Source organism: Streptomyces sp. JLBJ103 (assembly GCF_058215575.1).
Genome location: NZ_CM177089.1, coordinates 7,084,123 through 7,100,947 on the forward strand (window position 1 = coordinate 7,084,123; position 16,825 = coordinate 7,100,947).

The 16,825-nt window shown below is 69.5% G+C and carries 17 protein-coding genes; 8 read left to right on the plus strand and 9 right to left on the minus strand.

Annotated elements, in window-relative coordinates; genetic code table 11:
* Nucleotides 1-3 precede the first annotated feature (3 nt).
* The 3 genes from AC4BEG_RS31080 to AC4BEG_RS31090 all read right to left on the minus strand — a co-directional run bounded on the left by AC4BEG_RS31080 (nt 4) and on the right by AC4BEG_RS31090 (nt 3,848).
* A complete protein-coding gene (locus AC4BEG_RS31080) occupies nt 4-591 on the minus strand; it encodes a hypothetical protein (protein WP_490702981.1) in 588 nt (195 codons plus the stop codon).
* Nucleotides 588-2,279, minus strand: coding sequence for a PHP domain-containing protein (locus AC4BEG_RS31085; protein ID WP_490702982.1), 1,692 nt, complete (start codon nt 2,277-2,279; stop codon nt 588-590). Before AC4BEG_RS31085 ends, AC4BEG_RS31080 begins: the two co-directional genes overlap by 4 nt.
* A gap of 210 nt (nt 2,280-2,489) precedes the next feature.
* Entirely contained in the window at nt 2,490-3,848 is a 1,359-nt protein-coding gene (locus AC4BEG_RS31090; RefSeq protein WP_490702983.1) for an endonuclease domain-containing protein, read from the minus strand.
* A 189-nt stretch (nt 3,849-4,037) separates the two neighbouring features.
* Between AC4BEG_RS31090 and AC4BEG_RS31095 the strand changes: the two genes are divergently transcribed.
* Nucleotides 4,038-4,451 (plus strand): acyl-CoA thioesterase, encoded by a 414-nt coding sequence (locus AC4BEG_RS31095; RefSeq protein ID WP_490702984.1) that lies wholly within the window; start codon nt 4,038-4,040, stop codon nt 4,449-4,451.
* Nucleotides 4,452-4,618: 167 nt separating this feature from the next.
* On the opposite strand, the gene rpsR is transcribed toward AC4BEG_RS31095, so the two are convergent.
* The 4 genes from rpsR to rpmG all read right to left on the minus strand — a co-directional run bounded on the left by rpsR (nt 4,619) and on the right by rpmG (nt 6,538).
* Nucleotides 4,619-4,855: a 30S ribosomal protein S18 gene (gene rpsR, locus AC4BEG_RS31100; RefSeq protein WP_490702985.1), complete on the minus strand. Its 237-nt coding sequence runs from the start codon at nt 4,853-4,855 to the stop codon at nt 4,619-4,621.
* Between the two features lie 66 nt (nt 4,856-4,921).
* A complete protein-coding gene (locus AC4BEG_RS31105) occupies nt 4,922-6,076 on the minus strand; it encodes a CobW family GTP-binding protein (protein WP_490702986.1) in 1,155 nt (384 codons plus the stop codon).
* Nucleotides 6,076-6,330 (minus strand): type B 50S ribosomal protein L31, encoded by a 255-nt coding sequence (locus tag AC4BEG_RS31110; protein ID WP_490702987.1) that lies wholly within the window; start codon nt 6,328-6,330, stop codon nt 6,076-6,078. The genes AC4BEG_RS31105 and AC4BEG_RS31110 overlap by 1 nt, the downstream gene beginning before the upstream one ends.
* A gap of 43 nt (nt 6,331-6,373) precedes the next feature.
* Nucleotides 6,374-6,538, minus strand: coding sequence for a 50S ribosomal protein L33 (gene rpmG / locus AC4BEG_RS31115; protein ID WP_490702988.1), 165 nt, complete (start codon nt 6,536-6,538; stop codon nt 6,374-6,376).
* Nucleotides 6,539-6,602: 64 nt separating this feature from the next.
* Here rpmG and rpmB point away from each other — a divergent pair, with 64 nt between their 5' ends.
* The 4 genes from rpmB to AC4BEG_RS31135 all read left to right on the plus strand — a co-directional run bounded on the left by rpmB (nt 6,603) and on the right by AC4BEG_RS31135 (nt 10,334).
* Complete coding sequence (rpmB, locus tag AC4BEG_RS31120; RefSeq protein WP_388261983.1) at nt 6,603-6,839, plus strand: 50S ribosomal protein L28; 237 nt, start codon at nt 6,603-6,605, stop codon at nt 6,837-6,839.
* On the plus strand, nt 6,839-7,144 hold the full coding sequence (gene rpsN, locus AC4BEG_RS31125) for a 30S ribosomal protein S14 (protein WP_490702989.1): 306 nt from the start codon (nt 6,839-6,841) through the stop codon (nt 7,142-7,144). Before rpmB ends, rpsN begins: the two co-directional genes overlap by 1 nt.
* A 377-nt stretch (nt 7,145-7,521) precedes the next feature.
* Entirely contained in the window at nt 7,522-7,896 is a 375-nt protein-coding gene (locus AC4BEG_RS31130) for a hypothetical protein (RefSeq protein WP_490702990.1), read from the plus strand.
* Nucleotides 7,897-8,228: 332 nt separating this feature from the next.
* The gene (locus AC4BEG_RS31135) at nt 8,229-10,334 is read left to right on the plus strand and encodes a phosphocholine-specific phospholipase C (RefSeq protein ID WP_490702991.1); all 2,106 of its coding nucleotides are present in this window, start codon (nt 8,229-8,231) and stop codon (nt 10,332-10,334) included.
* A 329-nt stretch (nt 10,335-10,663) separates the two neighbouring features.
* Here the strand turns inward: AC4BEG_RS31135 and AC4BEG_RS31140 are convergent, their stop codons facing one another.
* The gene (locus AC4BEG_RS31140; protein WP_490702992.1) at nt 10,664-11,701 is read right to left on the minus strand and encodes an Lrp/AsnC family transcriptional regulator; all 1,038 of its coding nucleotides are present in this window, start codon (nt 11,699-11,701) and stop codon (nt 10,664-10,666) included.
* Nucleotides 11,702-11,834: 133 nt separating this feature from the next.
* Between AC4BEG_RS31140 and AC4BEG_RS31145 the strand changes: the two genes are divergently transcribed.
* From AC4BEG_RS31145 to AC4BEG_RS31155, 3 genes are all read left to right on the plus strand, one after another.
* The gene (locus AC4BEG_RS31145; RefSeq protein ID WP_490702993.1) at nt 11,835-12,056 is read left to right on the plus strand and encodes a hypothetical protein; all 222 of its coding nucleotides are present in this window, start codon (nt 11,835-11,837) and stop codon (nt 12,054-12,056) included.
* Nucleotides 12,053-13,516, plus strand: coding sequence for a sodium:solute symporter family protein (locus AC4BEG_RS31150; RefSeq protein WP_490702994.1), 1,464 nt, complete (start codon nt 12,053-12,055; stop codon nt 13,514-13,516). The genes AC4BEG_RS31145 and AC4BEG_RS31150 overlap by 4 nt, the downstream gene beginning before the upstream one ends.
* 152 nt (nt 13,517-13,668) lie before the next feature.
* Entirely contained in the window at nt 13,669-15,312 is a 1,644-nt protein-coding gene (locus tag AC4BEG_RS31155) for an amidohydrolase (protein ID WP_490702995.1), read from the plus strand.
* Nucleotides 15,313-15,796: 484 nt separating this feature from the next.
* Here the strand turns inward: AC4BEG_RS31155 and AC4BEG_RS31160 are convergent, their stop codons facing one another.
* Nucleotides 15,797-16,822 (minus strand): proline racemase family protein, encoded by a 1,026-nt coding sequence (locus tag AC4BEG_RS31160; protein ID WP_490702996.1) that lies wholly within the window; start codon nt 16,820-16,822, stop codon nt 15,797-15,799.
* Nucleotides 16,823-16,825 lie beyond the last annotated feature (3 nt).

Below are 16,825 nucleotides of genomic sequence, written 5' to 3' on the forward strand. Positions count from 1 at the left end.
CGGTCAGTGCCCGCAGATGTGCTGGTCCCGCAGTTCCAGCGGGATCACCGTACCGCCGGCCGCCGGGGTGACCTCCAGTACCAGGTCGCCGTCACGGAAGACCGGGCGGACGAAGTCCCGGGTGTCCACCACAGTGTCGGGATCCACCTCGGTCCCCAGCGGATCGACCCGGTCCACCGCACCCGTCGCCAGCGCCCGTGCGATCGTCAACCGCCCGCGCAGTGAATCCTGGCCGGGGAACCGGACGGCGCGGCCCGCCTGCCTGGCCAGCAGTGCCCGGCGGGCCTCAAGCGCACCGGGGCGGTACTCCTCCGCTCCGCGGGCCGGACCCTCGTCCGGGCCCGCCACGGCGGCACCCAGTTCCACCAGACGGGCCGCCAGGGCGGTGAGCGCGGTCGGTCCGGTGGTCGCCGGGAGCTCGACCGACGCGGCATGGTGTGCCTGGCCGATGTGAACCGGATGCGTGCACAGCAGGACCGCCAGAGGGCAGCCGGTGTCCTCCATTGCCTCCAGCACCAACCGCTCCAGTGCTGTCCGATCGCGGTGACCGCCGTCGATGCCGAGGACCGGGCCGTGCGCGGGGGGTGTCACCGGACGTCCACGAAGACCGGGTTGGCGTAGAACCACAGGTCGCTCCAGGGGTCGGCGTCACCGTTCACGTCCATCAGCGGTTCGATGCCACCGCTCACGTGGCGCTTGCCGTCGGTGCCGCGCAGCCGGACGTAGAACGGCTTGCGCACGTTGCGGAAGGTGTGCGTGAAGACCAGTCGGTCACCGCGTTGGTGTCGGCCCGGCTCGAAGGACTCCACCACGGACACGTCGGGCGCCGTGTACGTGTCGGGGTCGGCCACCGCACCGGTGACCGCGCCGCGTATGAGGTCCACCCGGGCGAGCCGGGGGATCCCGCCGCGTCCCCCCGGCCGGGTGGCCGGTTGGATCGCGGTGCGGACCTTGACGTCGCCGCCGCGACGCACCGATACCCGGCCGCCGAGGGTCGCCGGGTGGTCGTGGCCGTCGCTGCTGACCCGCAGGTCCAGCCCATCGATCAGGCCGCCCATGCCCACCCACACCCGGCCGCTGCGGATGCCGTCCATGACGCCGCGGAAGCTGCGGTCTGCCGTGCCGACCACGGTCCGGCTGAACTGGCCGGGCCAGAAGTCCGCGTGGATCTGCGGCGTGCCGGTGTCCACCGGGTCGGGGTACCTGCCGTGGGTGGCGTACCAGTCGCCGGGCACCGGAGGAATGTCCAGGGGGGAGCCGTTGGCACGGTGGATATCGGAATTGGTGGTGATCCACCAGCCCTTGCCTTCAGCGAGCATCGAGTCCCACATGCCGCCGAGCTTGGCGGTCATCCAGTCGAAGCCGCCCCAGGTGCGGTATGCCTCCATCGGCCAGCCTGGCCAGGAGTCCGTGCCGGGGCTGTTGCCGTACCCGCCGCGGTGCCCACCGCCGCCCACCGGCACCGGCGTGCCGTCGTTCTGTGCGCCGGGAGCGCCCTCCATGCCCACCGCGATGTGCGGGGCCGTGTCACGATAGGCGCGGAACTCATGGGGTGAGTAACGGCCGTTGCGCGTGGGGTGGTTGGCGATCATCAGCGCGGAGTCGATGGCCCCCTGATCGATCTGGGCCGACATCCACCTCAGACCGTCCAGCGCGAGGGCCTCGTGCGCGGCGGACGAGGGGTTGGTGCCGTTGATGTTGCCGTCGAAGAGCCGCTCGAAGGCGCGCAGGGCGGTGAGCTCGTCCTTGGACGCCTCGAAGAAGACGGTGGCGTGCTCGCCGCCAGGGACGTTCCACTCCAGACCCTGCCACAGCAGCAGATCGCGGTGCTTGTCGCGGGCGGCGAGCACATCGGCGTAGGTCTGCTCGACCGCGTACTTCTCGTGGGCGGCATGGCCGTGATCGGTGATGACCATCCAGTCGAGCCCGTGCTCCGCACCTGCCTCCACCTGCTGCATGACGGTGTGCATCGCGTCATAGCTGTACTGGGTGTGGACATGGTGGTCGCCGGCCAGCCACTGATACCGCCGGGGGTCGACACCCGACAGCGGTTGCTGCGACGCGGCCATCGCCGGACCTGACAGAGAGCCACCGAAGACACCACCGCCCGCGGCTGCGGCACCCACCAGTCCCAGTCGGCGCAGGAAGTGGCGGCGGCGCAGGTCCACCGGGCGCAAGTCGCCGTCCGCAACAGTCGAGTCGGCGTACGGCATCCGGTCGCGCGGCCGGTCTGCGGCGTGGTGATGGTGATGGTGCTCGGGGTGATGTGCTCTGCCCACCTGGACTCCTCGCTTGGTAAGTGGCGAGCACGGTAGGCCCCCGCGGCAACCGTGGAGGGTACGGCAGGTGACATCTACTTCCTGAAGTTGATGTGATCGTGTGCTGCCGGACCCGGACATGGTGGTCCGGTGGACACTGGCCGAGGCACACGCGGCAGGCGCCAGTCCGATCGGCCCCCGACAGGAAGAGGGAGCCGCGGCCACCCCCGCTCAAAACAGGCTCAGGCCCGCGCTGCTGGTGTCCGGGATGACGGGCCGGAACTGGGCGGGGACGGTGTCGTGGCGGCTTGGCCCGGCAGCCGCAGCCACCTCGGGGGCCGTCTCGGCCAGCCAGGTGCGGAACCGGTCCACAGCTGCTCGGTAAGGGATTTGCGCCAGGGTGCGGTGCTCCCCGCTGGGGCAGTAGTCCACACTCAGGGTGATCACACAGGAGCGGGGCTGGTTGTGACTGCCCACCCAGGAAGCACGCAGTTCACCGCAGGGTGTGCGCCCGCGGGAGCTGTGCGGGACGCGGTGGGTCGGGCGCAGTGGAGCGCCGACCAGGAGGGCGGTGAGTGCGGCCAGGTGCGGGAGCGGGAGCGTGGTGCGGGCGCGGCAGCCCGGGCAGCGATGCCAGTGCCGCAGCCAGTCCTCGGCGTGAGTGTGGAAGAGGGACGCGTAGCGGTTGGTGACGTAGACGTCGTTGCTGTAAAGGTAGTTCGGCCGTTCGCGGGTGTTGCAGGCATGGCAGACGGGAGCGCGGACGTAGCGGTGCTCGTGGCAGTGGTCGATCGCACTGGCGGGGGCTTCCTGGCAGACGGCGCACCTCCACCCGGACACTGCGAGTGAGCTGCGTTTCTTGCGGAGCGCCGAGTAGAGGTGGCCTTCCAGCTCCCCGGTGTACGGGCGCAGCGTTGTGGTGGTGCAGGCGGGGCAGATGGTCTGCCGGCCGCTCTCGGTCTCGACGCTCCACGTCTCGGGCCGGCTGGCTGCCCTCGTCCCGCACCTGCTACAGGTTCGCGCGGCCAGCAACCACTGCGTCTCGACACGCTCGGCCGCGTCCAGCACCCGGGCCAGCGCGCTGGGCAGCCACCACGTGTGCGCCGCCCGTGTCCTTGGCCGCAGCACCAGGAATCGGCGCCAGTCGATCCCCGCCAAGTGCCGCAGATGGTCGCTGCCGGCCTGCTGCCACGACCCGTCACGAGCATCGTGGTTGCGGACGCGGGTCCATTCACGGTCCAGGCGCTGACGCCACCGCAGTGCCCGCGCATCTTCTTGTCCCGCACCGGGCACTCGGCAAGGACCGACATGGACCAGCACGTTCCTGTTCACCTTGACCGACCCCAGTTCCGCCGCTGCCCGGTGCACGTCGGCTTCACGAACGTGCCACCGGCTGTCGGCGTCCTGCACTGTGGGCACCAGGTGGCTGCCGAGCAGTATGTACCCCGACCGCGGGTCGGCAGGAGAGCCGGTGAACGCTTCGGAAGCGGCCGGGACGGTGCTGTTGGAGAGCAGTTCGGGCCACAAGGCATCCGCCGCGGGGAGGGTGAGCAAGCTGTGTGCGCGGCGCGGGTGATCGGCCTCTGACATGCCCGGCACGCTAGCAGCACTGCGGGTGCCGATACATCATCGATGCAGGTGGGGCTTGAGCAGTACTCTTCGGCTCTGCCTGGGCTCGCCCCGGCGTCTTCACCTCCACAAGGCGGCATCGTGATGTGTCGTGCCGCGTGCTCTCCCGCCGCCTCGGTCATGCGTGTGGGAGCCAACTACGATCTCGCCATGGCCAAGTTTTTCTCGCACCGATTGCGAGTGCGCTACAGCGAGTGTGACCAGCAAGGTGTGGTGTTCAACGGTCACTACCTCTTCTACTACGACGTCGCGCTGACCGAGCTGTGGCGCGAAGTCATCGAGGACTACGCGTCCACGGTCGAGGGCGGAGCCGACCTGGTCGTGGCAGAAGCGCGGATTCTCTACCGCCAGGGGGCACGCTTCGACGAGCTGCTCGACATCGAGATGCCCATCACCCATCTCGGAAAAACGAGCATGATCGTGCGTCCGGTGTTCAAGGTCGGTGAACGGCTCATCGCAGAAGGCGAGGTGCGACACGTGTTCGTCGATCCCGCGACCCGCAGCAAGAAGGAGATCCCCACCCCGGTTCGTGCGGCCCTCCAGCCCTACACCTCAGCAGGGTAAGAGGCCCAGCACAGCGCATGCGCCTCACAATCAAATGATCACCGCTGCGTTCTCCCACCGCGCAAAGCGCACCGTCCGTCACGGAGCCGGGCCCTCTTGACCGCGTCTGTCAGGGACACGGTCAAGAGGGCCCGGGGCCACCAAGAGGTGGCGTCACAGCCCTTGAACTACTTGGAGGTGTACGGAAGGAGTGCCATCTCCCGGGCGTTCTTGATCGCGCGGGCCAGCTGGCGCTGCTGCTGGGCGGTGACCCGGGAAACCCGGCGGCTGCGGATCTTGCCGCGGTCCGAGATGAACTTCCGCAGCAGGTCGGTGTCCTTGTAGTCGATGTAGGTGATGCCCGCCGCGTCCAGCGGGTTGGGGCGGGACTTGACGGGCTTGCGGGGATCGGGGCGGCGCGCCATGGGAATCCTTGTCTCGGTCGGTCGGTCGGTCGGGCAGGCGGGTGAGGGGCTGTGGTAGGTCGGGGTTCAGGAGACGGGGTCGAGGAGTGCGTCGAAGGAGGCTGGAAGGTGCTTCCATCCCTCGCGCCCACTGGCGAACTCGGCGTCGGTCAGCAGGCAGGAGTCGAGCAGCCGCTCCAGGCCTTCGCGGTCGAGGCCGGGTGCGATGAAGACCAAGTGCTGGCAGCGGTCGCCGTGTTCGGAATGCCAGTCGAGGGCGGCGGCCGCTCGGCGCATCGCCGGAACCATGTCCCAGGCGGCGTCCGGGAGGGAGGCGAGCCACGGGCCGGCGTTCTCCACGCAGAGTGCGCCGCCTGCGGCGTCCCAGGACAGCAGGGTGTCGGGGCGGTCGGCGAGCCAGAAGCGGCCGCGGCTGCGGGCCGCGGCACATGCCAGGTCTTCCAGCGCCTGGTAGAGCCGTTCCGGGTGGAAGGGGCGTCGGCGGTGCCACACGAGGGTGGTGACTCCTGATTCCTCCGCTTCCTGCGGTAGCAGCGCGCAGGCCGGGTGCTGGGCTGCGGCAGCAGCCTCGACGTCGAATCCGGCGAACGCGATCTCGGCCAGCTGTCGGGAATCCGCGGGCACACGGCGTGCGGTCGGATGCAGCTGGGCGAGGAGTGCACGGTCCTCGTCGTCCGCCTCTTCTCCCTCGAGGAGCACGAGCACGGGCGCGTACTCCAGCTGGCGCGCCCAGGTGTCCCCGACGGTCCGCTGATCGGTAGCGGCCGCCGCGAGGCCCGCCTCCGCCAGATCGTCCCCGTTGGAGAGATACGGCAGCACCAGCGAGGGATCGACCGCGGTCACCACATTCGAGAGAGTCAGTGTCTCGCCGCCATGCGATGCAATGACCTCGGCCATCGCCTTGGGTTCGACGGAGTCCCAGAGTTCGACCACCGCCAGCCGGTGCAGACCGCTGCCTGCCAGCCGCTGAAGCTCAGGGACAAGGTCTTCGCGCAGGGCGCAGCACGCGCAGTCGTTGACGAGCGGTGCCTGGCCGGAGGACAGCTCGCCCGAGGCGTCCCGCACCGTGCGACGAACGGTTCCGGCCGCCGCGGTGGACAGGTCGTGGTGCAGCGCGACACTGCCGCGAACGGTGTGCAGCAGCCGACGTACGACCTCCTCACGGGCGTCGGAGTGCAGCCCGCCGACGATGACGACGGGGAGCTTGCGGTTCTCCTCCATCACCGTGCCCCGCGACGGGCGTAACGCCGCTCGAAGCGCTCGACCCGTCCGGCGGTGTCGAGGACACGCGCCGTGCCTGTGTAGAAGGGGTGGCTCTGCGACGAGATCTCCACGTCGATGACGGGGTAGGTCTTGCCGTCCTCCCACTCGATGGTCTTGTCGCTGGTTGCGGTGGACCGGGTGAGGAAGGCGAAGTCGGCTGCCTTGTCGCGGAAGACGACCGGGTGGTACGCGGGGTGGGTCCCGGGCTTCATGGCGGTGTTCCTGTCTGTGAGATCGGGGATTTCGACCTGTGCGTCAGCGTTCTTCTCGGAACTCGACGTGCCGGCCGAGGACCGGGTCGTACTTGCGCAGGACCAGGCGGTCGGGGTCGTTCCGGCGGTTCTTGCGGGTGACGTAGGTGTAGCCGGTACCCGCTGTAGAGCGGAGCTTGATGATCGGGCGTAGTTCGTTGCGTGCCATGGGCGCTACTATATGGGAATGGTTTCCATTTCAGATAACGTCTCCGACGAGAGGTAGCCAACACATGTCCGCCCACTGTCAGCTGACCGGCGCCAAGCCGGGCTTCGGCAAGACGATCTCCCACTCGCACCGCCGGACGTCCCGTCGGTTCGACCCGAACATCCAGCGCAAGCGCTACTGGCTGGAGAGCGAGGGGCGTCACATCCGGCTCACCCTCAGCGCCAAAGCGATCAAGACGATTGATGCCATCGGCATCGAGGCCGCGGTGGCACGTATCCGCGCACGAGGGGTGAAGGTCTGATGGCGAAGCAGAGCAAGATCGCGAAGAACGAGCAGCGCAAGGTGATCGTCGAGCGGTACGCAGCCCGGCGTGCCGAGCTGAAGGAGATCATCCGCGGCCCTTCGTCGACCGAGGACGAACGGGCCGCTGCCCAGGCCGAGTTGCGGCGCCAGCCGCGCGACGCCAGTGCGACCCGGGTGCGGAACCGGGACAGCGTGGACGGCCGGCCCCGCGGGCATCTGCGGAAGTTCGGCATGTCCCGTGTGCGCGTACGGGAGCAGGCGCACGCCGGATTCCTCCCCGGGGTCACCAAATCGTCCTGGTGATGTCTGGACCGCCCTGGTGGACGGCGCCGCGGCCCTTGGTCATTGTCCAGGGCGGCGGCGCCATCCCGGCCGTACGGTCTGAAGGGCGCACTGACGAATCGCGCAACACCGGGCGACCCGAATCGTCCATTCGCGCTTGTCGCCTGCACCAACTGCCCAAACCTCGCAAACGAACCGGTTATGGACCGACTGCGTGCGGCCGTCCGTAGCCGCTCGTACGGGATCCCGTCCCTGGGCCCATCGCAACCGACTGACGGCAAGTCTCCGTCGGCGCATGGCTACGGGTCGGCATGCCGGAACGACGGCACTCTTCCGCACGTACTGCACGGCGGCACCCTCGCCCCGTCACGTCGCCCACCTCAATTGATAGGAGCCAAGTGCCCAAGGGCCTGTTGGGCATCGTGGTGGGAAACACGCCCGCCGCCCGGGGGCTCGTGGTGGACAACCTGGTGCGCGCGGCTCCCCGCGCCGTGGTGCTGTCCGCATCCATCCACTGCCGGGACAGCGGGTACCCAGTGGTGCAACGCTTCATCACCGGTACCGGCGTGCCACAGCCCATGCCGCGAGCGGCTACTGGCAACCCGGTGGTGATTCTCCGGCAGGACCTGCTGGCGATCCGACGCACCGTGGAATCACCGCACATTGTCCTCGCCCTCTCCGAGTGGAGCGGCTGGCTATCGAGCAAGACCCTCAGCCATGGATCCGCCGCCCCTCCTCCTCACCCCAAGAGTGCGATTCGGCGTGGGTGTTGATGCCCAGGAGCGATATACGGCCTCCCCGTTCCGCTGCGGCGAGCATGCGCTGCCCGATCCACGCAAGAGATGTGGCGGGGGTGGTCAGGTGCCATGCGACGAGGGCGGTGTCCGTGTTGCTCCGGCCTCGGGTGCTGGTGCGCCACAGCCGGACGGCGTGGTCGGCCCCGGCCACCGGGCCTTCAGACGCATCGGGGGCTTGGGCGAGCCAATCGTTCTCAAAGATGTCACCCCGATACCTTTCGCCCGTCACGTCAGTTCGCTACCGTCCCCGTCGCATCATCTCAATGGGGTGCTTGCAAACCAATTGACTCACGACTGGGAGGTTGGGCGTGGCGCCGGAGGTATCTCGTAGACATGTCCTGGGAGTTGGCGCAGCCGCGGCGGGTGTGGCGATGGCCGGTTCGCTGCTGCCGCCGTCGTTGCAGCAGGCGATAGCCGACGACGCGGCGCGGCCGACGCGAGGGCAGGGCGGGCTCAAGGACATCAAGCACGTCGTCGTGCTGATGCAGGAGAACCGCTCCTTCGACCACTACTTCGGGATGCTGCGTGGCGTACGCGGTTACGCCGACCGCAATGCGGTCGAGCTGCCCGGCGGTGGGAGCGTCTTCGAGCAGCCGGGGGGCGCCGGGACCGTGCTGCCGTTCTCGGTACGCGAGGCGGCCGCCGCGCAGAAGAAGGAGTTGCAGTACATCGGGGCGCTGGACCACGGTTGGGACGGCGGGTCCAGGGCGTGGAACGGCGGCTGGATGAACAACTGGGTCACCGCCAAGACCGCGGCCACGATGGCGCACTACGACCGTAAGGACATTCCGCTGCACTACGAGCTCGCGGACACCTTCACCGTCTGCGACGCGTACCACTCCTCGATCCACTCTTCCACCAGCCCCAACCGCAACCACCTGGTCAGTGGTTGGACCGGCTTCGAGCCCAACGGCGAGCGGGCCGTGGGCAACGACGCGTACGACGAGGACACCCACACCGGCTACACCTGGACGACCTACGCCGAGCGGCTGGAGGAGGCCGGTCGCAGCTGGCAGGTCTACCAGGAGTGGGACAACTTCACCGACAACAACCTGGAGTTCTTCGCGACCTTCAAGGCGGTCGCGAAGAAGGCCCTGGTGAAGGTGGACGGGGTGCACACCATGACCGCCTTCTACGGGAAGGTGGCCGGCGCCGACGAGGCCGGCCGGAAGCAGCTCCAAGGGCTGCTGGACGAGGGCGTCAAGGGGCTGAGCAGCGCCGAGCGGAGCCTGTTCGAGCGGGCGCTGCGACGGGGCGAGCCGGACACCACCGCGACCGCCTTCGCCGCCGATGTGGCGAGCGGCAAGCTGCCCGAGGTGTCGTACATCGTGCCGTCCGCCAAGGACTCCGAGCACCCCGGCGATTCCTCGCCGGTCGAGAGCGCCACCCTCGTCTACAAGGTGCTGGACGCGCTCGGCAAGAACCCGGACGTCTGGCGGCACACCGCGCTCTTCCTGACGTACGACGAGAACGACGGCTTCTTCGACCATGTGCCGCCGCCGGTGCCGCCGGCCGGGACGGACGGGGAGTTCTGGGACGGGCGCCCGGTCGGTCTGGGCATACGGGTGCCGATGATCGTCATCTCGCCGTGGACGGTCGGCGGCTACGCCTGCTCGCAGGTCTTCGACCACACCTCGGTCAACCGGTTCCTGGAGCGCTGGACGGGGATCAAGGAGACGAACATCAGCGCCTGGCGGCGGACCGTGTGCGGCGATCTGACCGCCGCCTTCGACTTCTCCCGCGGGCGCAAGCAGCCGGCGGTACGGCAGCCGGGGGAGATCCCCGCGTTCAGCGGGCGGTGGTCGCCGGAGCCGCCGGTCCGGCAGGCGCTGCCGCAGCAGGAGCGCGGCAGCCGGCCGGCCAGGGCCCTGCCGTACCAGCCGGACGCGGACGGCGGCTTCGACCCCGCCGCCTCGGTCTTCCGGATGGCCGTCCGCAATGCCGGGAAGGCCTCCGCGCATCTCGCCCTCTATCCGTACGCGAAGGAATTCGACGCGCCGCAGCACCGCGATGTGCTCGGCACGGCGGAGTGGGATGTGCCGGTGAAGGACGGTACGTACCGCTTCACGGTCACCGGGCCGAACGGCTTCCGGCGGGAATTCGCCGGTACGGGACAGGGCGCGGCTGCGGCCGTCAAGATCAGCACGCGGATCGACGCCGGGCGCCGGGAGCTCCATCTGACCGTCGTCAACAACGGCCGCCACGATCTGACCTGCACCCTCAAGCCGCAGGCGTACGCGGACACCGCGCCGCGCACGGTGAAGGTGAAGGCCCACAGCAGCCGCACCGTCGCGCATGCCGCCGCCGACGCGCACGGCTGGTACGACCTCGCGCTCACGGTCGCCGAGGACGCGTCCTTCCACCGTCGGCTGATGGGGCATGTGGAGAACGGCGAGGAGTCGATCACCGGCTGAAGCGGCGGGCAGGAGTCCGCGGGAAGAGTTCCCGCTTCCCGTCCCTTTGCGGGAAGTCCGCAAAGGCGAGGGTCTTTTCGGACGGAGAGTCTGCTTTGTCAGGGGGCTCGCCACTCCTTCGTCGGCAGTGGCGGGCCCCCTCCTGCCCGTACACCGCGCTGGGCACCACCCGCCCCGGGAGTTATCGACGCACAACCCGGGAAGCAGACGAGATCCGTGACCGCTCCGGCTCGGCGGTGTCTCAGGCGCCGCATCGTGGTCCGGTCCTTCGGGCTGCGGCCCGGTTCACTCACCACGATCCTGGCGTGCGAGGCGCCGACGCTGGTGGCTCAGTCGGCCCCCGGCCGCCGCCACAGGTCGATGGGTATGTGCCGCACCGCCCGCCCCGCCTCGTCGAGGATCCAGCCCATGCGTTTGGGATTGCCGAGCGTGAGGGAGCGGTCGGCCATCGCGATCTCCGGAAAGCGCTGGGCGATGTACGACTCCAGGCGCAGCACGTCGGCAATGGAGCGCACCCAGCTGTTGACCACCAGGTTGTGGTTCGAGGTGGTCGCCGCGCACATCCGCACCTCCGGCAGCGCGGCCAGTGCGGGGCCGACCCGGGCCAGCGCGTCGGAGGGCACGTTCGCGTGGAAGGTGGCGAACACCGGATACGGCGAATAGGTGTGGGCCACCTCGCAGCGCGGCAGTGCGGCCCCCGTGCGCATCATCCACGCCACCCGGCGCCGCACCGTCGACTCGCTCATTCCCGTACGCCGGGCCAATTCGCCGTATCCGGCGCGCCCGTCGGCGCCGAGTGCGAGCAGCAGTTCCCGGTCGGCCTCGGCCGGTGCGGGATCGACGTCACCCACGGCGAGGGGTGCTCCGGAGCGGACCGCCTCGCGCTGCTCGCGGCTGATGGCGCGAATGTCCCAGCGGGAGCCCTCGGTGAAGAACCGGGTGACGATCCGGCTGTGCGTGGCACGCACCCCGGGCAGTCTCCCGAGGACCTCGGTGTGCAGCAGGGAGAGGTCGGCCAGCGAGTCCACCATGACGTTGAGGGACATGTCGTGGTGGCCCGCTGTGTGCTCGATGCTGGCGATCTGCGGTTGCTCGGCAAGCGCGGCCGAGATCTCTGGGATGCGGCCGGGTTCGCAGTCCACGCCGACGATGGCGACACAGTGGTGGTGGTTGACGAAGGCTCCGCCGTACGCGGTCACCCAGACCAGGCCCTGGGCACGCAGCCGCTCCCAGCGCCGGGCCGCCGTCACCGGGCTGACCTCGATGGCCCTTGCCACCCGCGCCCAGGGCGCACGGGGCGCGGCCTGGAGCGCGTTGACCAGGCACAGATCCAGCTCGTCCAGCAAGCCGGTGGCGGAATCGGTCACTGTGGCATCTCTCCTGAATGAATTATGCAGAAATCCCTGGGGTGCACTCAGGGAGTTTCAAGCTCCTCGTGTGATTTGGCAACGCCCGCCGGCCGTCCGCCGCGGCCGACCCCGACATGTCTCGGAGTTCGCCATGTTCCTTCCGTGGTTGCTGACCGCCGTGCCTGTAGCGGCCCTGCTGTCAGCTGTCTGGCTGCCTTTCGTCAACGGACCGCACCTGTGGTTCGGCATGCCGTCCCTGCTGGTCTGGTCCGTCGTCTGGGTCCTCGCCCTGACCCCTGCCCTCGCCTTCGTCGAGCGGCGCCGCACCGCGCTCGCTGCCGGCGCCCGAAACCTCCAGGAGGAGCGCCGATGAGCACCGTCCTCGTCGTCTGCCTCGTCGGCATAGTCGTCATCGGCCTGCTCGGCTTGATGGGCCGGCGCAAGCCCGCTGCCAATCTTGAGGAGTGGAGCGTCGGAGGCCGTAACTTCGGAGCCCTGACCACCTGGTTCCTACAGGCCGGGGAGATCTACACGACCTTCACGTTCCTGGGCCTCGCGGGCCTCGCCTTCAGCTCCGGTGTCGCGGTCGTCTACGCCCTGCCGTACCTGCCCATCGCCTATGTCGGCCTGTACGTCATCAGTCCGATCGTGTGGCGCATCGGGCGCGAACGCGGCCATGTCACGCAAGGTGACTTCTTCGCCGACCGCTACCGCAGCCCCCTGCTCGGCACCGTTACCGCCGTCTTCGGCGTGCTCTTCCTGCTGCCCTATCTGCAACTACAGATCACCGGACTCGGCCTGGTCGTCGAACTCGCCACCGGCAAGGACAACGTCGGTACCCCCGCGATGATCCTCGCCTCGGTGCTCATCGTCGCCTTCGTGTTGTGGTCCGGCATCCACGGTGTCGCCAGGACCGCGTACTTCAAGGACGCGCTGATGTTGGTCGTCCTGATCGTCCTGCTCGTCGCTGTCCCCGCCCACTTTCATGGGGGCCTCGGCAACCTCGGCGGTGAACTGCGCGACCACCACAGCGAGTTGCTCAGCGTCCCGCACAGTGGCCCGCACGGCACCGTCTGGTTCTTCACCTCGATGCTCACCAGTCTGTTCAGCGTGCTGTTCATGACGATGCCGCACGGCTGGCCCGCGGTCATGGCCGCCGACTCCGAGCGCGCGCTGCGTAAGAACAGCATCTGGATGCCCGTCTACGGCGCCACCCAGGCCATCCCGATCATCGTCGGCTTTGTCGCGATCACCACGCTCTCGGTTCCCGTGAACGGGAACAACGGAGTCCTGCTCACCCTGGTCTCCGAGGCACTGCCCGCATGGCTCCTGGGCGTCGTGGCCGTCGCGGCGGCCGCCACTGCCATGGTCCCGGCCGCCGCCATCGTGCTGGGCATGTCGACCATGGTGGCCCGCAATGTGCTGCACGTACAGGACCGCCGTCGCGCGCTCATCGTCAACCACACCACCGTGGTGGCCGGCGTCGGGGTCGCCCTCGTCCTGGGTATCGCCCGGCCTGATGCTCTCGCCAACCTGCTCCTGCTCACCTACAGCGGCCTCGCCCAGATGGCCCCGGCGACGGGCGCCGCCCTGACCAGGCGTCCGTTGCTCCGCGCACTGTCGGCGGGGGCGGGCATTGTCACCGGTGAGGCCGTCCTCATCTGGCTGACCTTCGGCGGCTTCTACGACGGTCCGGTCAGCAGCGGTCTCATCTCCCTGGCGGCCAACGTCCTGGTGGCAGTGGTGACCGAGGCGGTCTTGCGCCTGTGGAGCAGCCGTGCCGCCGAGGAGGGGCGGGAGGGCTCGGCGCCGGTCCCGGCACCCGCGCGCTGACCTCGCAGTCCCTTCCCGAAGACCATCGTCACGAGCGACCGTCCGCCGGACGTCGCCACACCACCGCACCGCCCTCTCGTTCCCGTCCGGCCGCCGTCCTCGCCGACATGTCCAGCCGCACGGGAACGAGGAACAAGAAGGAGACCGAACGTATGACCGCCGCGACCGACAGGCAGCACGGCCCCGTCGCCTCGCCCACGCCTGTTCGCATCATCCGGGCCCGCCGCATCACCACCCTGGACGGCGAGGCCGACACCCAGGTCCTCGCCACCGTCGGCGAGCGGATCGCCGCAGTCGGCGAGGCAGCCGAGGCGTACACGGCGCTGCCGGGCGCCGAGACCGTCGATCTGGACGACGCCCACCTGGTGCCCGGTTTCCACGATGCGCACTGCCACCCCATGGAGGTGGCCAATGCCGCTCTCCGCCTCGATCTCGGCGCGGGCGCCGGGTCCCCCCGGGAGCGGCTCGCGGCGCGAGTGGCCGCCACCGAGCCGGGCCGATGGATCGTCGCCCAGGGCTACAACCCCGCCACCGACCCCGAAGGCCGCCTCGACCGCACCGCGCTCGACGCGATCACCACCCGCCACCCGGTCCTGGTGATCCACTTCTCGTTTCACATGGCGGTCGCCGGTTCCGCGGCCCTGACGCTGACTGGTCTGCACGACGGCAGCGGCCCCCAGACCGGCGGCGACCTGGGCCGCGACAGTACGGGCCGACTGGACGGCTGGCTCTACGAGCGGACCTGGTTCGACCAGCTCTACCGTGCTTCCGGCGAACCCGCCCTGCTACCGCAGGCAGCGCCCGAGGTCCTGCTCGAACCGCTGGCCGACGTTTTCACCGCCTACCACGCGGCCGGCGTCACCTCCGTCTGCGACGCCGTGACCACCCCGGCCGCACTGCGCACCTATCAGCACATGCGCGAGCGCGGCCGCCTGACGATGCGGGTGGGCGTCCTCCTGTGGCATCGCTACGCGGACGCCCTGCGCCACGCGGGTCTGCACGCCGGATTCGGCGACGAGTGGCTGCGCATCGTCGGCGCCAAGATCATCATGGATGGCGCGCTGGCCGGGGGCACCTGCCTGTGCCGCGACCCCTACCCGGCCGAGACCGGGTCCGACAACGGAATCCAGCTCCTGGACGAGAACGAGCTCGCCGACGCGGTTCTCGCCCTGCACGCGGCGGGCCTGCGCGTGGGCGTGCACGCCAACGGCGACCTGGCCGTCTCCCAGGTCCTCGACGCCATTGAGGCGGCCCGCGCCGCTCACCCCGAGCAGCGGATCAACCACCGCATCGAGCACTGCTCCCTCGTCGACGAGAAGCTGGTCCAGCGGATCCGCGCCGCAGAGGTCACCCCGGTGCCGTTCGGCGCATACGTCCACGGGCACGGCTCCACGCTGCGCCGCTACTACGGTGACGCGCGCGCCGCACGGGTCAGTGACCACCGCTCCTTTCTGGACGCCGGCGTCGTCGTCGCGGGCTCCTCCGACCACCCGGCGGGCCCCCTTGAGCCGCTGCTCGCCCTCCAGACGATGGTGACTCGACGCACCAGCGAGGGCGATGTCCTCGGCGCCGACCGGGCCCTGACGGTCCGTGAGGCTCTGGCCGTCTACACCGCCGGCTCCGGGCACGCCACCGGCGAGTCCCACCTCAAGGGCCGCATCGCTCCCGGATACCTGGCTGACTTCACCGTGCTCGGCCAGGACCTGTTCGCCACCGCCCCCGACGCCCTGGCGGCCGTTCCGGTGCGCGCCACGTGGGTGGGCGCCCGTCAGGTCTGGTCGAACGGCGAGGGGTGAGCGCAACGGTGGCGCGCGGGACGGTGTGGGTGCACGGATGACATTCTCGGCCGGCGCAGGCGCGCCTTCCGGCCCTCCGGCCGTACGGCTATGGGCCGGACGGCAGCGCCTGCTCGGTCCAGATGCATTTGCCCGTGGGGGTGTAGCGGGCTCCCCAGCGGTCGGTCATGGCGCCGCGAACGCCGTCGACGAGCGCCTGGAAAACCCGGCGGCGTTCCCTCGACAGGGATGGCCTCCACTCGGTTCACGAGCTCCTGTGGTAAGCCCAGGGACGCCACCAAGAAGATGCGACCGGCCTCGAAGACCCAGACGCTGACTCCTGTGGCACCGAACAGCGGCAGCATGTGCTCGGCCACCGCGCCTCCAGAAGCTCGCGGATCAGGGAGAGTTGGCCCATTCCGGCGAGGAGCAGATCGAGATCGTGGATGCCATCGCACGCCGCGCACGTATGCCCGATCGGGCCGTGGTCGGGCCGGCAGGACGGTCAGCGCAGGACGAACCCGGTGCCGAGGTCGTCCACCGGATCGAGCTCGAAGCGGTGCTCGCCGGTCCGGTACGCCGTTCCCGTCACCTCTGGAACGACGGCCGGGAAGCCGTCGGCCGTCAACTCCTCGATGATCCGCGCGTGGAAGCGGGTGCCGACGATCGAGTCGTGGACGAGGGTCTGCCCCGGCTTGAGGTGACCGGCCGCCGCGAGCACGGCAACGCGTGAGCAGGTACCGGAGCCGCACGGGGAGCGGTCGACCTGGCCGTCGGCGAAGACGGTGACATTGCGCTGGTGCGGGTTGCCGTTCTCGTCGGTGCCCAGGTCGTCGTAGAGGATGGTGCCGTAGATGCCGCTGAGGCGGTCGTCGACGGGGTGACGGGCGTACTCGGTTTCGTTCAGCGCCCACTTGACCTCGCGCCCGATCACGATGAGGTCGGAGTAGTGCTCGGGTGTGACGGCCAGTTCGACACTTGCTGCTTTCAGGTGGGCGTAGATGGCGCCGCCGTAGCCGATGTCGACGACGACGTCCCCGCGCGAGGTGGTGACGGTGACGCGCTCGGCGAGCCGGTAGCTGGGGACATTGATGAAGTCCACGCCGCGGATCCGTTCGCCGGCCGTGTGTACGCGCAGGGTGACCCGTCCCGAGGGGACGTCGATGACGACCGTGGTGCTGCCGGACGGGTCGCGGGCGACGCGGCCGGTCTGCACGGCCCAGACGGCGAGCGCGATGGAGCCGTGGCCGCAGGCGGTCGAGAAGCCGTCCTTGTGCCAGAACAGCACGCCGAAGTGGGCGCCCTCGTCGTCGGGCGGGGTGATGAACCCGCCGTACATGTCGGCGTGTCCGCGGGGTTCGCAGCACAGCAGCTTGCGCAGGTCGTCCACGTCGGGGTTGCTGATGGCGAACATGCGGCGTCCGGCGGCGGTGGCCCCTTCGATGGCGACAGGCGGACGGGGAACGATGCGGAACGGTTCGCCGCCGGTGTGGTAGTCGACGGTGCTGATCGCCTCGGACTGGCTCGCCATGGT

Excerpts from the sequence above, each read along its gene's own strand:
- AC4BEG_RS31090 (WP_490702983.1), bottom strand. The coding sequence starts at position 3,848 with ATGTCAGAGGCCGATCACCCGCGCCGCGCACACAGCTTGCTCACCCTC.
- AC4BEG_RS31095 (WP_490702984.1), top strand. The coding sequence starts at position 4,038 with ATGGCCAAGTTTTTCTCGCACCGATTGCGAGTGCGCTACAGCGAGTGT.
- rpsR (WP_490702985.1), bottom strand. The coding sequence starts at position 4,855 with ATGGCGCGCCGCCCCGATCCCCGCAAGCCCGTCAAGTCCCGCCCCAAC.
- AC4BEG_RS31105 (WP_490702986.1), bottom strand. The coding sequence starts at position 6,076 with ATGGAGGAGAACCGCAAGCTCCCCGTCGTCATCGTCGGCGGGCTGCAC.
- AC4BEG_RS31110 (WP_490702987.1), bottom strand. The coding sequence starts at position 6,330 with ATGAAGCCCGGGACCCACCCCGCGTACCACCCGGTCGTCTTCCGCGAC.
- rpmG (WP_490702988.1), bottom strand. The coding sequence starts at position 6,538 with ATGGCACGCAACGAACTACGCCCGATCATCAAGCTCCGCTCTACAGCG.
- rpmB (WP_388261983.1), top strand. The coding sequence starts at position 6,603 with ATGTCCGCCCACTGTCAGCTGACCGGCGCCAAGCCGGGCTTCGGCAAG.
- rpsN (WP_490702989.1), top strand. The coding sequence starts at position 6,839 with ATGGCGAAGCAGAGCAAGATCGCGAAGAACGAGCAGCGCAAGGTGATC.
- AC4BEG_RS31145 (WP_490702993.1), top strand. The coding sequence starts at position 11,835 with ATGTTCCTTCCGTGGTTGCTGACCGCCGTGCCTGTAGCGGCCCTGCTG.
- AC4BEG_RS31150 (WP_490702994.1), top strand. The coding sequence starts at position 12,053 with ATGAGCACCGTCCTCGTCGTCTGCCTCGTCGGCATAGTCGTCATCGGC.
- AC4BEG_RS31155 (WP_490702995.1), top strand. The coding sequence starts at position 13,669 with ATGACCGCCGCGACCGACAGGCAGCACGGCCCCGTCGCCTCGCCCACG.
- AC4BEG_RS31160 (WP_490702996.1), bottom strand. The coding sequence starts at position 16,822 with ATGGCGAGCCAGTCCGAGGCGATCAGCACCGTCGACTACCACACCGGC.